13 protein-coding genes are annotated in these 14382 nt (G+C 74.4%); 8 read left to right on the forward strand and 5 right to left on the reverse strand.

The annotated features are described in order from the left end of the window. The first annotated feature begins 75 nt into the window (after positions 1-75). Positions 76-2649 carry an aminopeptidase N gene (pepN, locus tag ABT296_RS07330; protein WP_351924202.1) on the forward strand — a complete coding sequence of 858 codons (2574 nt, stop codon included), beginning with the start codon at positions 76-78 and terminating at the stop codon, positions 2647-2649. 9 nt (positions 2650-2658) lie between these two features. On the opposite strand, the gene ABT296_RS07335 is transcribed toward pepN, so the two are convergent. Beyond that, positions 2659-3618: an EamA family transporter gene (locus tag ABT296_RS07335; protein WP_351924204.1), complete on the reverse strand. Its 960-nt coding sequence runs from the start codon at positions 3616-3618 to the stop codon at positions 2659-2661. A gap of 105 nt (positions 3619-3723) precedes the next feature. On the opposite strand from ABT296_RS07335, the gene ABT296_RS07340 reads away from it, so the two are divergent. Next, the gene (locus ABT296_RS07340; RefSeq protein WP_351924206.1) at positions 3724-4245 is read left to right on the forward strand and encodes a MarR family winged helix-turn-helix transcriptional regulator; all 522 of its coding nucleotides are present in this window, start codon (positions 3724-3726) and stop codon (positions 4243-4245) included. 3 nt (positions 4246-4248) lie between these two features. On the opposite strand, the gene ABT296_RS07345 is transcribed toward ABT296_RS07340, so the two are convergent. Next, complete coding sequence (locus tag ABT296_RS07345) at positions 4249-5784, reverse strand: FAD-dependent monooxygenase (RefSeq protein WP_351924208.1); 1536 nt, start codon at positions 5782-5784, stop codon at positions 4249-4251. Between the two features lie 130 nt (positions 5785-5914). Between ABT296_RS07345 and ABT296_RS07350 the strand changes: the two genes are divergently transcribed. Beyond that, complete coding sequence (locus ABT296_RS07350) at positions 5915-6514, forward strand: TetR/AcrR family transcriptional regulator (RefSeq protein WP_351924211.1); 600 nt, start codon at positions 5915-5917, stop codon at positions 6512-6514. Positions 6515-6891: 377 nt separating this feature from the next. Here ABT296_RS07350 and ABT296_RS07355 read toward each other — a convergent pair whose 3' ends face one another. The 3 genes from ABT296_RS07355 to ABT296_RS07365 all read right to left on the reverse strand — a co-directional run bounded on the left by ABT296_RS07355 (position 6892) and on the right by ABT296_RS07365 (position 9765). Continuing rightward, positions 6892-7170 carry a hypothetical protein gene (locus tag ABT296_RS07355; protein ID WP_351924213.1) on the reverse strand — a complete coding sequence of 93 codons (279 nt, stop codon included), beginning with the start codon at positions 7168-7170 and terminating at the stop codon, positions 6892-6894. Between the two features lie 108 nt (positions 7171-7278). Then, positions 7279-9459: a 4-alpha-glucanotransferase gene (gene malQ, locus ABT296_RS07360; protein WP_351924215.1), complete on the reverse strand. Its 2181-nt coding sequence runs from the start codon at positions 9457-9459 to the stop codon at positions 7279-7281. Further along, on the reverse strand, positions 9460-9765 hold the full coding sequence (locus ABT296_RS07365; RefSeq protein WP_351924217.1) for a hypothetical protein: 306 nt from the start codon (positions 9763-9765) through the stop codon (positions 9460-9462). Positions 9766-10051: 286 nt separating this feature from the next. On the opposite strand from ABT296_RS07365, the gene ABT296_RS07370 reads away from it, so the two are divergent. From ABT296_RS07370 to ABT296_RS07390, 5 genes are all read left to right on the forward strand, one after another. Continuing rightward, the gene (locus ABT296_RS07370) at positions 10052-10678 is read left to right on the forward strand and encodes an RNA polymerase sigma factor (protein ID WP_502977199.1); all 627 of its coding nucleotides are present in this window, start codon (positions 10052-10054) and stop codon (positions 10676-10678) included. Further along, positions 10675-11553 carry a zf-HC2 domain-containing protein gene (locus ABT296_RS07375; protein ID WP_351924219.1) on the forward strand — a complete coding sequence of 293 codons (879 nt, stop codon included), beginning with the start codon at positions 10675-10677 and terminating at the stop codon, positions 11551-11553. The genes ABT296_RS07370 and ABT296_RS07375 overlap by 4 nt, the downstream gene beginning before the upstream one ends. 100 nt (positions 11554-11653) lie before the next feature. Beyond that, complete coding sequence (locus ABT296_RS07380; protein WP_351924220.1) at positions 11654-12433, forward strand: ABC transporter ATP-binding protein; 780 nt, start codon at positions 11654-11656, stop codon at positions 12431-12433. Continuing rightward, positions 12430-13782, forward strand: coding sequence for a hypothetical protein (locus tag ABT296_RS07385; RefSeq protein WP_351924222.1), 1353 nt, complete (start codon positions 12430-12432; stop codon positions 13780-13782). Before ABT296_RS07380 ends, ABT296_RS07385 begins: the two co-directional genes overlap by 4 nt. After that, positions 13779-14378 carry a hypothetical protein gene (locus ABT296_RS07390; protein WP_351924224.1) on the forward strand — a complete coding sequence of 200 codons (600 nt, stop codon included), beginning with the start codon at positions 13779-13781 and terminating at the stop codon, positions 14376-14378. Before ABT296_RS07385 ends, ABT296_RS07390 begins: the two co-directional genes overlap by 4 nt. The last annotated feature ends 4 nt before the right edge of the window (positions 14379-14382 follow it).

A 14382-nucleotide genomic window follows, 5' to 3' on the forward strand; every position in this document is an offset into this window, starting at 1 on the left:
GGTAAACGGACATCGCCTTCCGCGCAGGTCCCATGGAAGGATGACCGAACCCACACATAACGAGGAGATGACCGCGTGCCTGGCACAAACCTGACTCGCGAAGAGGCGCAGCAGCGGGCGAAGCTGCTCACCGTTGACTCGTACGAGATCGAACTCGACCTCTCCGGCGCGCAGGAGGGCGGCACCTACCGGTCCGCGACCACGGTGCGCTTCGACGTTCTTGAGGGCGGCGCCGAGTCCTTCATCGACCTGGTGGCGCCCACCGTGCACGAGGTGACCCTCAACGGCGACGCGCTCGACCCGGCCGAGGTCTTCGAGGACTCCCGGATCGCGCTCGCGGGTCTGCTGGAGGGCCGCAACGTCCTGCGGGTCGTCGCGGACTGCGCGTACACCAACACCGGTGAGGGACTGCACCGGTTCGTCGACCCGGTCGACGACCAGGCCTATCTCTACACCCAGTTCGAGGTGCCGGACGCCCGCCGGGTCTTCGCCTCCTTCGAACAGCCCGACCTCAAGGCCACCTTCACGTTCACCGTGAAGGCGCCGGCCGGCTGGACCGTCGTCTCCAACTCGCCGACGCCCGAACCGAAGGACGACGTCTGGGCGTTCGAGCCGACGCCGCGGATCTCGACGTACATCACGGCGCTGATCGTCGGCCCGTACCACTCCGTGCACAGCGTCTACGAGAAGGACGGCCAGTCCGTCCCGCTCGGCATCTACTGCCGCCCCTCGCTCGCCGAGTACCTCGACTCGGACGCGATCTTCGAGGTCACCCGGCAGGGCTTCGACTGGTTCCAGGAGAAGTTCGACTACGACTACCCGTTCGGGAAGTACGACCAGCTCTTCGTGCCGGAGTTCAACGCGGGCGCGATGGAGAACGCGGGCGCGGTGACCATCCGCGACCAGTACGTCTTCCGCTCCAAGGTGACGGACGCGGCGTACGAGATGCGGGCCGAGACGATCCTGCACGAGCTGGCCCACATGTGGTTCGGCGACCTGGTCACCATGGAGTGGTGGAACGACCTGTGGCTGAACGAGTCGTTCGCCACCTACACCTCCATCGCCTGCCAGGCGTACGCGCCCGACTCGCGCTGGCCGCACGCCTGGACGACGTTCGCCAACTCCATGAAGACCTGGGCGTACCGGCAGGACCAACTGCCCTCCACGCACCCGATCATGGCCGAGATCCGGGACCTGGACGACGTCCTGGTCAACTTCGACGGCATCACCTACGCCAAGGGCGCCTCCGTCCTGAAGCAGCTGGTGGCCTATGTCGGCATGGACGAGTTCTTCCGGGGCGTGCAGGCGTACTTCAAGGCGCACGCGTACGGCAACACGCGGCTGAGCGATCTGCTCGGGGCGCTGGAGGAGACCAGCGGGCGTGATCTGAAGGCGTGGTCGAAGGCGTGGCTGGAGACGGCCGGCATCAACGTCCTGCGCCCGGAGATCGAGACGGACGCGGAGGGTCTGATCACCTCCTTCGCGATCCGCCAGGAGGCCCCGGCGCTGCCCGCGGGCGCCCAGGGCGAGCCGACGCTGCGGCCGCACCGCATCGCGGTCGGCCTGTACGAACTCGACGGGGCGAGCGGCAAGCTGGTCCGCGAGGAGCGGCTGGAGCTGGACGTCGACGGCGAGCTGACGGCGGTTCAGCAGCTGGCCGGCCGGCGCCGTCCGGCGGTCGTCCTGCTCAACGACGACGACCTGTCGTACGCCAAGGTGCGGCTGGACGAGGAGTCGCTGGCCTTCGTCACCGAGCACCTGGGCGACTTCGAGTCCTCCCTGCCGCGCGCCCTGTGCTGGGCGTCCGCGTGGGACATGACCCGCGACGCGGAACTGCCCGCCCGGGACTACCTGTCGCTGGTGCTCTCCGGCATCGGCAAGGAGTCGGACATCGGTGTCGTGCAGTCGCTGCACCGTCAGGTGAAGCTGGCGATCGAGCTGTACGCCGACCCGGCGGCCCGTGAGGCCCTGCTGACCCGCTGGACGGACGCCACGCTGGCGCACCTGCGCTCCGCTCCGGCGGGCGGCGACCACCAGCTGGCGTGGGCGCGGGCGTTCGCGGCGACGGCCCGTACGCCGGAGCAGCTGGACCTGCTGGAGGCCCTGCTGGACGGCACGCAGACGATCGAGGGTCTGGCCGTCGACACCGAGCTGCGCTGGGCGCTGGTCCAGCGACTGGCCGCGGTGGGGCGCTACGACGAGACCGAGATCGCCGGCGAGTACGAGCGGGACCGTACGGCGGCGGGCGAGCGGCACGCGGCGACGGCTCGCGCGGCCCGTCCGACGGCGGAGGCGAAGGCGGACGCCTGGACCCAGGTCGTGGAGTCCGACAAGCTCCCGAACGCCGTCCAGGAGGCGGTGATCGCGGGCTTCGTGCAGACGGACCAGCGTGAGCTGCTGGCGGAGTACACGGACAGGTACTTCGAGGTCCTGAAGTCGGTCTGGGAGACCCGTTCGCACGAGATCGCCCAGCAGATCGCGGTCGGCCTGTACCCGACGCTCCAGGTCTCCGCGGAGACCCTCGCCAAGACGGACGCCTGGCTGAGCACGGCGGAGCCGAACGCGGCCCTGCGCCGGCTGGTCTCGGAGTCGCGCTCGGGTGTGGAGCGTGCCCTGAAGGCCCAGGCCGCGGACGCGGCGGCCGGGTAACCCCTGCGGTCAGCGGGACGAAGGGGTGCCGGTCCGGGACCGGCGCCCCTTCGCGCTGCCGGCCTCGTCCCGGTCCTGGTGAGTGGGCCGGAACAGGCGCCCGGTCCCCTCCCCGCCGCCCACCAGCTGCCCGGCGGCCGTCGCGCCGAGCGCGATCACCATGCCGACGAGCTGCACCGGGGCGAGGGACTCCCCCAGCGCGGCCCACCCGACGACGGCCGCGGTCAGCGGGGAGAGCGGGATCAGGAAGGTGACCTGGGTGGCACTGAGGCGGCCGATGCCGCGGAACCAGAGCCAGTACGCGACCGCCGTACCGGCCAGGGCGAGGTAGAGGTAGCCGGCGGCCGCGCGGGCGTCCAGGGCGGGCGGCGCGCCCTCGACCGCGAAGGCGGCCGGCGCGATGAGCAGCCCGCCGACGGTGAGCTGCCAGCCGGCCAGCGCGGTCGGTCCGGCGCCCTCGGGGCGCCCCCACCTCTTGGCGAGCACGGTGCCGGTCGACATGGACGCCGTCGAGGCGAGGGCCGCGAGCAGCCCCAGGGCGTCCAGCGCGCCGACCGCCCTGAGCACCACCAGACCCACCCCGGCCACCGCGGCGGCGCCGGTGACCAGCGCCCGGGCGGTGGGCCGGGTGCCGAGCAGCAGCGCCGAGAGACCGACGACGAAGAGCGGTCCGACCGAGCCGACGACCGCGGCGGGGCCGCCGGGCAGGCGGTAGGCGGCCAGGAACAGCAGCGGGAAGAAGGCGCCGATGTTGAGGGCGCCGAGCACCGCGGACCGCCACCACCAGGAGCCGCGCGGCAGCGTCCGGGCGATCGCGACCAGCAGCAGACCGGCGGGCAGCGCGCGCATCAGGCCGGTGAACAGGGGCCGGTCCGGCGGGAGGAACTCGGTGGTGACGTAGTAGGTGGTGCCCCACGAGACGGGCGCCAGAGCGGTGACGGCGATGAGTGCGGGACGGCCGGTGGCCATGGGAGACACCCTTCGATCAGGTCGATAATAAGTAGCTTACCTCTAAGCTACTTTCCGTCAAGCCACTTTCTTGCGGGTGATCCTTCCAGGCCGGATACTCGGCACATGAACGCACGCCCTGAGCGGCGCCCGGACGCCGTCGACGCGATCATCGACCAGTGGGCGGCCGTGCGGCCCGACCTCGACACCGCCGCGATGGAGGTCTTCGGGCGGATCAACCGCCTCGCCCGCGCCATGGGCGACCGCATGGAGAAGGGCTACGCCCGCTTCGGGATCTCCCGGGGCGAGTTCGACGTCCTGGCGACCCTGCGCCGCTCCGGCGCCCCGTACACCCTCTCGCCGCGTCAGCTCTCGGCGACGCTGATGCTCACCACCGGCGGCATGACCGGGCGGCTGGACAAGCTGGAGCGGGCCGGGCTGCTGCGCCGCTCCCCCGACCCGCACGACCGCCGCGGACTCCAGGTGACCCTGACCGAGCCGGGGCTGACCCTGGTCGACGAGGCGGTCGGCACCGGACTCGCCCTCCAGACGGAGGCGCTCGCCGCCCTGAACGCCGAACAGGCCGGCCACCTGGCCGGCCTGCTGCGGGAACTGCTGGCGGGAACCGGGGAGTCCGCCCGCCCGTGACGCTCAGGGGGCCGACGGCAGCGGCTCCCCCACATGCGCCCGCACCGCCGCCTCGACCTCCGCCCGGGAGGGGGCGTCGGCCGCCCAGGCCACGTATCCGTCGGGCCGCACCAGGACCGTCGGGGCGCCGTCCCGCCCGCGGCCCGCGCGGCGCTCCACCGCCAGGACGTCCTCCAGGCCCGTCTTGTCCGGGCACTCGTCGTCGGCGGCGATCAGGACGAACCGGCCGCCGCGCAGCGCCTCGTAGAGCCGGCCGCCCGCCAGGTCCTCGTCCGCCGCCCGGGAACCGGTCAGCTCGTGGGCGCCCTCGGGGGCGCCGTAGTCGACGCCGATGCCGGTGATCTGCAGGGCCACCTTGCGGCGGAGCGGGCCGAGGGTGTTGAGGGTGGACGTGAGCGTCGCCCGCAGCCCCAGCTCCCAGGGGTGCTTGGCCATGGCGAGGCGGACGATGGCGCCGGAGCTGCGCATGGCCTGCGTGCCGACGGGGTGCCGCTCCTGCTGGTAGGTGTCGAGGAGTTCGTCCTTCGCGCGGCCCTGGAGCACGGCGACGAGCTTCCAGCCGAGGTTCGCCGCGTCCTGAAGCCCCAGGTTCATGCCCTGGCCGCCGGCCGGGGTGTGCACGTGCGCGGCGTCGCCGGCCAGGAAGACCCGGCCCACCCGGTAGGAGGGCGCCTGGCGTTCGTCGCTGTGGAAGCGGGAGAGCCAGCGGGCGTCGTGCATCCCGAAGTCGTGCCCGGCGGCGAGCCGCACGGTCTCGCGGACCTCCTCCAGGTGCAGCAGCTCGCTCTCGGGGATGTCGCGGCGGCGGTGCCAGGCGACGATCCGGTAGTAGCCGTCACCGAAGTCCGCGAAGAAGACGAAGGCGTCGCCGCGGGCGTGCACGGAGAGCACCTCGTCGGGCGGGTCGGCCAGCTTGACGTCGGCGAGCAGGACGGAACGGATCACGGAACGGCCGGGGAAGGGCAGGCCCACCGCGTTGCGCACGGTGCTGCGCATGCCGTCGGCGCCGACGACGTACGCCGCCCGGAGCGTGCCGGGGGTGCCGTCGGAGCCGCGCGTGTGAACCGTGACCCCGGTCTCGTCCTGGGCGAGCCCGGTCACCTCGGTCTCGTACCGGAACCGCACCCCGGCCGCGACCGCCCGCCGCTCCAGGATCCGCTCCATCTCGTACTGCGGGAGGACCAGGAGGTGCTTGAAGCGGGAGGGGAGGGTGTCGAACTGGACGGTGAGCCGGGTGAACAGGCGCATCCGGTCCAGCCGCCGGCCGAGGGACTCGGCCTCCTCGGCGAGGGAGCGGGCGTCGAGGAGTTCGAGGGTGCGGGCGTGGACGACGATCGCGCGGGAGAGGTTGCTGATCCGGTGCGGGCGCTTCTCGACCAGGGTGACCGGCACGCCGGCGGCGGCGAGGTCACCGGCGAGCAGCAGACCGGTGGGGCCGCAGCCCACGACGACCACGGAGTGAGGGGTGTCTTCGGCGCCCGGGCGGGGGGTGGGGTTCGGGTCGGTGCCGATACCGAAGCCGGTGCCGATGCCATTCATGGTTGCCTCCTAGAGCCAACGCCTCCGATTTGCCAACACCTGTTGGCCAACGCTCGTTGACGACGATAGGACGCTCTCCGGCGAGAGTCAACACTTGTTGGCCTACGCTCGTTGGCCTACGCTTGTTGGCATGACTGGAAATGAACGCAGTACCGCGGCCGATTCCGGGAATGGGGGCCGCCGACGATCCGAGACCACCCGCACGGCGATCCTCGCCGCGGCCCGCGAACGCTTCGCGGCCGACGGCTACGAACGGGCCACCATCAGGGCCATCGCCAAGGACGCCGCCATCGATCCGTCGATGGTGATGCGCTACTACGGCAACAAGGAGGGGCTGTTCGCGGCGGCCGTCTCGGTCGACCTGAAACTGCCGGACCTCGACCGGCTGCCGCGCACGGAGGTCGGCGAGGCGCTCGTCCTGCACTTCCTGCATCTGTGGGAGGAGAACGAGGTGCTCACCGCACTGCTCCGGGTCGGCGTCACCAATCAGGCCGGGGCCGAGCGGATGCAGCACATCTTCGGGGAGCAACTGCTGCCGCTCGCCCGGCAGGTGTGCCCGGACCCCGAGCAGGGTCCGGTGCGGGCGGGGCTCGCCGCCTCGCAGTTGCTCGGGCTGGCGCTCACCCGGTACGTGCTGCGGCTGCCGCCGGCCGTGGCGTTGCGCCCGGAGGAGGTGGTGGCATGGCTGGCGCCGACGGTTCAGCGCTATCTGACGGCCCCGAACCCGTGACGGGGGCGGCGGTCGAGGCCGCGTCGGAGGCGGCGGCCGTGACGGCGGCGAAGGCGGCATCGGGAGCGGCGTGAATGCGGCGGAGGCGGCGGCCGTGACGGCGGCGAAGGCGGCATCGGGGGCGGCCGTGAATGCGGCGGAGGCGGCGGCCGTGACGGCGGCGAAGGCGGCATCGGGGGCGGCCGTGAATGCGGCGGAGGCGGCGGAGAGGGCGGAGGAGGCGGGCGTCGACGGCGAAGACGCCGCGGACGCCGTGGACGGGCCGCAGCCCGGACCCGACGCAGCCCCGCGGACGCGGAAGGCGCCGCCCCCGGCCCCGTACGGCGGTCTGCGCGTACGGGCGTCGGGTGCGGCGCCCTCGAAGAGTTCGGGTGGGGTCAGACCTTCGCGGGGACCTTTGCCTTCGCCTTCGGCTTGGCCCTGACCAGGTGCTCCGGGGCGGAGCGGTCCAGGACCATGACGAGGGCCGTGATGGCCAGGAACAGGACGATCGGGGCCACGACGAACAGGCCCAGCGTCTCGATCACGCTCAGGCCGGTGCCGGGGTCGTCACCGTCGTCGCGGGTCAGCGCGAGCGCGGGGGACGACATGAGCAGCATCATCAGCGTCGTACCGGCGGCCAGGGCGCCGGCGCGCAGGGCGTTCTTCTTGTCCACGGTGCCCAAAGTATCGAACCCCGGATGGGGCCGCTCGTCCGGGGGTGCATATGAGCCCTCCGGGGCCTGTCGCGCAACAGGCCCCGTCCGACGGCGCGGCACCGGCGGTCACGCGTCCGGGCGCCGCAGGACCTCCGCCAGCGCGCGCAGTCTGGGGGAGGCGGCCAGGTCCTCCAGGGTCACCGGCCGGCCGTCGGCGTCGGCGACGGGCAGCCGCCAGTTGGGGTACTGGTCCCAGGTGCCGGGGAGGTTCTGGGGGCGGCGGTCGCCCACGGCGTCGGGGAGCCAGAGGCCGACCATGCGGGCGGGGGTGCGCAGCAGGAAGCGGTGCACGGCCTGGATCTCGGCCTCCTCCCGCGAGGGTTCGTCCGGTGCGGGCTCCCCCTCCAACGCCTCCTGGAACGTACCGGGTCCGCCGTCGGCGCCGCGCAGCAGGCCGAGGCGGGTCAGCACCTCCAGCCACTCGGCGGTGTCGGCGGCCGCCTCCGCCCGCTCCTCCTCCAGGGAGCGGGTCAACAGGCCGAGCCGGTAGCGCAGTTCGACGTGCTCGCCGGTGAGGCGGGCGGCCGTGGAGGGCAGGTCGTGGGTGGTGGCCGTGGCCAGGCAGTCGGCCCGCCACCGGTCGGGGGGCAGCGGGTGGCCGTCGCCCTCCCAGTCCCGCTCGAACCACAGCACCGAGGTGCCGAGCACGCCCCGCGCCCGCAGCGCCTCGCGCACGCCGGGCTCCACCGTGCCGAGGTCCTCGCCGATCACCTGGGCCCCGGCCCGGGACGCCTCCAGGACCAGGATCGCGAGCATGGCCTCGGCGTCGTAGCGGACGTAGGTGCCGTCGGTGGGGAGGTGGCCCCGGGGGACCCACCAGAGGCGGAACAGGCCCATCACATGGTCGATGCGCAGCGCGCCGGCGTACCGGAACAGGGCCTTGAGCAGGCGCCGGTAGGGCGTGTAGCCGGACTCGGCGAGGCGGTCGGGGCGCCAGGGCGGCAGCCCCCAGTCCTGGCCGCGCGCGTTGAAGGCGTCCGGGGGCGCGCCGACCGACATCCCGGCGGCGAAGTACTCCTGCTGGGCCCAGGCGTCGGCGCCCTCGGGGTGCACGCCGACCGCGAGGTCGTGCACGATCCCGACCGGCATGCCCGCCTCGCGCGCGGTGCGCTGGGCGGCGGTGAGCTGGGCGTCGGTGAGCCAGGCGAGCAGCGAGTGGAAGTCGACCCGGTCCGCCAACTCCTCGCGGGCGCGGGCGGTTTCGGCGGACCGGGGGTCGCGCAGGGCGGCGGGCCAGCCGCGCCAGTCGCTGCCGTGCACCTCGGCGAGCGCGCACCAGGTGGCGTGGTCCCGGAGCGCCTCGCCCTCCTCGGCGAGGAAGTCGGCGTAGGCGGCGCGCCGGCCGGGCCCGAGCGGGACCTCGCGGACCAGTTCCAGCGCCTCCCGCTTCAGCTCCCACACCGCGTCGCGGTCGATGAGGCCGTCCTTCTCCAGCACCGTCTCGCGCAGCCGTGCGGCGCGTTCCAGCAGGGCCCGGACCCGGGCGTGGTCCTCGATCCGGGCGTACTCGGGGATGTCCTCGACGCGCAGGTGCGCCGGGTCGGGGAAGCGGCGGGAGGAGGGGCGGTAGGGGGAGGGGTCGGTGGGCGCCCCGGGCACCGCCGCGTGCAGCGGGTTGACCTGGACGAAGCCGCTGCCCAGGGTCCGGCCGGCCCAGCCGGCCAGTTCGGCGAGGTCCCCGAGGTCGCCCATGCCCCAGGAGCGGTGGGAGAGCAGGGAGTAGAGCTGGACGAGGAGTCCGTGGGAGCGTCCGGCGGCGGTGGGCAGCCGGGCCGGGGCGACGACGAGGTGCGCGACGGCGGTCCGGCCGTCCGGCGCGGTCGCGGTCAGCCGGTGGACGCCGGGCGGGAGCCGGTCGACACCGGCGCGGGTCTCGCCCTGTTCGGTCTCGATCCGCAGCCGGGTGCCGGGCGGAAGCGCGGTGACGGCGTCGGGCGGGGCACCGTCCGGTCCGCTCCAGCAGACCAGCGTCGGCGGCAGCAGCCGCTCGCGCAGCGCGTGTTCGCGGGCGGTGAGGGCGCGCCGTACGGCCTCGGGGGTGCGCACGTCGACGTCGAGCGCGGTGAGCGCGAGGGTGAGCGCGGTGACCGAGGCCCGGACCGTGACGTCCGGGGAGGGGCGGAAGGAGGTGGCCACGCCGTGCAGTTCGGCGAGACGCGACAGAGCCTCGGAAGGGGCGTCCTCGACAAGGACGTCCTCGGAAGAAGCGTCCTCGGAGGGGGGTTCGGCCGACCGCCGCTCTGTCATCTACGGCCTCTCGCCGTCCGGGCCCAGGGAGAAGGCCTCACCGGTCAGCGGCGGCGCGAGGGACAGCGGCGGCTCGCTGGTCAGCGGCGGGACCTCGTGCAGCGGGGGCTCACTGGTCAGCGGCGGCGCCTCGTGCAGGGGTGGCTCGCTGGTCAGCGGTTCGACGGCGGACAGCGGGGGCTCACTGGTCAGCGGGGGTTCGCCGCAGGCGCTCTCCGCGCTGAAGACGCAGACGTGCGGTTCGGGCTCGATGAGCGCCTCGGGTTTGGACAGGGCGGTGAGCAGAAGGTGTGCCGATGCGGCCACGGGGGGCTCCTTGTCGAGTACGGCGACCTACGGCCTCTCCGGCGGCTCGCGCCGGGCGGGCCCTTGCGGGTTACCGCAGCCCTACCCAGCGGACGCGGTGGCAGACGTGCCCGGGCGGACAACGTGCCTGTCGTCACATTCCACTCCGCCGCGACACCTCCAGACCGGGACAATACCGCCGCAACGACCCTCCCGCCGACGTTCGCGCGAGGCCGCCGTCAGTACGGCCCGAGCGCGCGTCGAGCGGGCGTGAACCGGTCCCGTCGGGGCCGTCGATAGACGGGGTGTGAGACTGTTCCGCCCCGTGGGGGGCCATCGGGAGAAGGACGAGGGAGCGGCGGCGGACACCGCGCTGCTGCGGGCCGTCGCGGCCGGGGACCCGGCGGCGATGGCCACCCTCTACGACCGGCACGCGGGCTGGCTGCACGCCCGGCTGACCCGGCGCTGCGCGGACCCCGAACTGGTGCGCGAGGTGCTCCAGGACACCTTCGTCACGGTGTGGCGGTCGGCGGCGGCGCACCGCGGCGAGCAGGCCGGCGGCTGGCTCTGGACGATCGCGGCGCGCCGGCTGGTCGACGCGCGGCGGGCGCAGGAGCGGGCGGCCCGGCTGGAGACCACGCCGATCGACGGGACCGTGTCCGGGTACGAGCCCGCCGCGTCCGCGCCCTCCGCGGAGGAGAGGGTGCTGGCGGGGCTGGAGTTCGGCGACGTGGGCACGGCCCTGGACCGGATCTCGCCGGAGCTGCGGGAGGTGCTGCGCGCCACGGTCGTGGACGGTCTGACCACCCGCGAGACGGCCCGGCTGCTCGGTATCCCCGAGGGCACCGTCAAGTCCCGGGCGACCCGGGCCCGTGCCGAACTGCGCGTGGCGCTGGCCCGGTTGAACCCGTCCCCGCTGGGAGGCCCGGCATGACCGACTGGCACGCGTCCGACGCCCTGGTCGCCCGCTACACCGACGGCTCCCTGCCGGAGTCCGACGCCTGGTCGCTGGAGAAGCACCTGGAGTCCTGCGCCGGCTGCGCGGACCGCGTCTCCCGGTCCGTGCGCGCGAGTGCGGCGGGCCCCGCCCTGGACGCCGTACGGCAGGCGGTCCTCGCGGCGGCGCCCCCGCGCCCGGCGCCGGTGGAGCACCCGGCCGCCCCGCACGCCCGCCCCGCCCGTGTCCACCTCGCGCGGCTCCTGTGGGCCGCCGGTCCCGCCGTGCGCGGTGCCTGGCTGCCCGCCGTGCTGCTGGCGGTGCTCGGCGCGGTGGCGCTCGGCCACTGGGCCGGGTTCGAGGGCGCCCGTCCGCTGCTGCTGGCGGTGGCGCCGCTCGTACCGGTCGCCGGGGTCGCGCTGTCCTACGGCGCGCACGCCGACCCGCTGCACGAACTCGCCGCTTCGACGCCCTCGGCAGGGCTGCGGCTGGTGCTGGCGCGGACCGCGGTCGTGCTGGCCGTGAGCCTGCCGCTGCTGGCCCTCGCCGGGCTGCTGCTGCCGTCGTCGGGTGCTCCGGGGGGCGCCGCCTGGCTGCTGCCCGGGCTCGCGCTGACGCTGGCCTCGCTGGCTCTGGGCGGCTGGCTCGGTCTGCGCACGGCCACGGCCGTGACCGGCGGCGGCTGGCTGTGCGCCGTCCTCGCGCCGGCCCTGGCCACACCGGACGGCGCGGTGTCGGCGGCGCTGACGGACCGGCTGTCCTCGTACGTCGGCGGCGCGCCCGCGCAGGGCGGCTGGGCGGCGGCCGCCGTGCTGTGCGCGGCCCTGCTGGCCACCCGCCGCACCGCGTACGACCGCCTCGAACGGCACTGAGAACCCGTAACTCCCTTACCCCCTCTACTCCCTGGCACCGTCCCGGCGCCGCCCTCCCGCCTGCGCGCGGCGCGAGCGCCCTCTTCTTCCAGGAGCACCCTTGACCACCATCCAGGTGGCCGGACTGCGCGTCCGGCACCGCAAGACCGTCGCGCTCGACTCGCTGGACCTCGACTTCGGACCCGGTGTGCACGGGCTGCTCGGCCCGAACGGCGCGGGCAAGACCTCGCTGATCCGGGTCCTCGCCACCGTCGCCGCCCCGAACGGCGGCCGGGTGGAGATCCTCGGCGAGGACACGGCCGATCCGCGCGGGCGGGCCGAGATCCGCCGCCGACTGGGCTATCTGCCGCAGGACTTCGGCTACTACCCGGGTTTCACGGTGCGCGAGTTCGTGGCCTATCTGGCCTGGCTGAAGGAGATGCCCGCGGCCTCGGCCCCGGCGGCGGTGGAGCGGGCCGTCGCCCAGGTCGGGCTCGCCGACCGGATCGACGCGCGGATCCGGACGCTGTCCGGCGGCATGATCCGCCGCGTCGGCATCGCCCAGGCGATCGTCAACGAGCCGCGGGTCCTGCTGCTGGACGAGCCGACCGCGGGTCTCGACCCCGAACAGCGGGTGGAGTTCCGGCAGTTGCTGCGCGAGCTGGGCGCCTCGGCGACCGTGCTGGTCTCCACCCACCTGGTGGAGGACGTGGCCGCGGCCTGCACGGACGTCACGCTCATCGCCGCCGGACGGCTCGCCTACCGGGGGACGCCGCACTCGCTCACCGAACTCGGCGCCACGGCCGACGGCATCGGCGACCACCCCATCGAGCGCGGCTACACGGCGGCCCTGCGCAGCCACCGCGCCTTTCTCGCCGGGGCGGGGGCGACGGCCCGATGACGCTGCTGACGGAGGAGAAGACGCTGCCGGCGGAGAAGAGGGCGGCACGCCGTCCCGCCCACCCCCTGCGCTCCGAGTACCGGCGCGGCTTCGCGCCGCTCACGGGCGTCGCCGTCCTGCTGACACTGCTGGTCGGCGCGGCGATCGTGGCGGACACCTGGCAGGGCGGCTGGGCGGAGACCCGGGACCGCCTGCACACCGGCGCGGTGCTGCTCGGCATACCGATGGCCCTGGCCGCCGGCTGCTGGCAGGGCGGCCGGGAACACCGGCGCGGGACGGGCGAGTTGTTGCGGACGTCCGTGCGCGGGTCGCTGTCCCGCTTCCTCGCCACGGCGCTCCCGGTCGCCGCCTGGGTCGCCGTGGGGCACCTGGTCGCCGCCGGACTGGCCCTGCTGGCCACCTGGTACTGCGCGACCGGGGACAGCCCGCACCTGGTCGTGCCGTTGACGGACGCCGTCCTCATCGGCTGCGCCGCGCTCGCGGGCCATGTCGTCGGCCGGGTCGTGCCCTGGCGGCTGGCGGCGCCGGTGCTGGCGCTCGGCGGATACGTCGTCCTCGGCGTCCTGTCCTACGACCACTACGGTCCCCTCAACCGCCTCTCCCCGCTGCCGAGGCTCTGGCCCGAGGACGTCCCGGTGTGGTGGCAGCCCCTGGCCACGGTCGCCTGGGTGGGCGGGCTGGCGCTCACCGCGGTCCTGGCGCACGCCGCGCGCCGCCGGGCCACCGCGCTGCTGCCGCTGGCCGCCGCGGTCGCCGCCGCGGTCCTGCTCGCCCAGACCGGGGACGGGCTGACCCGTACCAACCCGGTGGCGCTGCGCCAGGTGTGCGACACCTCCACCACCCCGCAGGTCTGCGTCAACGCCCGCTACGAGAAGCTCCTGCCGCAGATCACCGACGCGCTGTCCGGGCTCACCGGCCGGCTGGAGGGCGTGGAGAACCTCCCGGTCCGCTTCGCCGACCGGCAGGACGGGCCGCGCGAGGACGAGGTGTACCTGCCGTCGGTCACCCCGCTCGGCTGGTCGGCCGTACGGGGCCGGCTCACCCATCCCGAGCGGTACGCCTGGGAGGCCGGGATGGCCTTGGTCGGGCGCGCCGACTGCGACCGGACGGACCCCGTCCTGGCCGCCACGGACGCCGCCGTGGAGCACTACCTGGCGCCGAGCCCGATGGAGGCGGAATTCGACCGGCAGGACGCCCGGGGCAGGGCGTCGGACCGGGCCGCGCTCAAGGCCCGGCAGGAGGCGCGGGCCCGGTTGCTGGCGATGGACGAGGAGCGGCGCAGGAGCTGGCTGTCGGAGTACTTCGCCACGGCGACGGGCTGCGACGCGAGCGGGGCGCCGACCCTGTGAAGGCCACCGGCCCCGTCCTCCACGCCCGCTCCCGCGCCCTGCCGCAGACGGTCGCCGCGCTGCTCGTGACCGCGCTGCTGGCGGTGTGGGCGGCCCACGCCCTGGACTCCTACCTCGACCCCGAGCGCAGGGTCCCGGTGGTCGCCCTGGCCCCCCTGATCGCGTCGGCGGCGATCGGCACCAGCCTGCACAGCGCCTCCGCGGAACTGGACCGCACGGCGGTACGCCCCTGGTGGCGCCGCCGGGCGGCGCATCTGCTGGCGCTGACCGCGCTGGCGGCGGCCCTGCTCCCGCTCGCGGTGCTCACGAGTGCGCAGACCTTCGGCCCGCTCGCCATGATCCGCAACGTGCTGGGCTGCACCGGTCTGACGGCGGCGGCAGCGGTGGTGCTGGGCGCGCGGCTGAGCTGGCTGCCGGTGTTCGGTTACGTCAGCGCGGTGTACCTGGGTGTCTCGGGGCTCACGGGCAACTCGTTGCCACCGTGGGCGTGGCTGCTCCAGCCGGCGGCGGGCGGCACCGCCCTGACGACGGCGGCCGTGCTGTTCGTGGCCGGAGGCGCCCTCTACACGGTGCGCGGGGCGCGCGCGACGTCGTAGGAGG

It is taken from the genome of Streptomyces sp. NPDC000983, assembly GCF_040299205.1.
Taxonomy (GTDB): Bacteria; Actinomycetota; Actinomycetes; order Streptomycetales; family Streptomycetaceae; genus Streptomyces.

What these genes read in the sequence shown, in the direction of transcription:
- ABT296_RS07335 (WP_351924204.1), bottom strand. Translation starts at nt 3,618, where the DNA reads ATGGCCACCGGCCGTCCCGCACTCATCGCCGTCACCGCTCTGGCGCCC.
- ABT296_RS07340 (WP_351924206.1), top strand. Translation starts at nt 3,724, where the DNA reads ATGAACGCACGCCCTGAGCGGCGCCCGGACGCCGTCGACGCGATCATC.
- ABT296_RS07345 (WP_351924208.1), bottom strand. Translation starts at nt 5,784, where the DNA reads ATGAATGGCATCGGCACCGGCTTCGGTATCGGCACCGACCCGAACCCC.
- ABT296_RS07350 (WP_351924211.1), top strand. Translation starts at nt 5,915, where the DNA reads ATGACTGGAAATGAACGCAGTACCGCGGCCGATTCCGGGAATGGGGGC.
- malQ (WP_351924215.1), bottom strand. Translation starts at nt 9,459, where the DNA reads ATGACAGAGCGGCGGTCGGCCGAACCCCCCTCCGAGGACGCTTCTTCC.
- ABT296_RS07375 (WP_351924219.1), top strand. Translation starts at nt 10,675, where the DNA reads ATGACCGACTGGCACGCGTCCGACGCCCTGGTCGCCCGCTACACCGAC.
- ABT296_RS07385 (WP_351924222.1), top strand. Translation starts at nt 12,430, where the DNA reads ATGACGCTGCTGACGGAGGAGAAGACGCTGCCGGCGGAGAAGAGGGCG.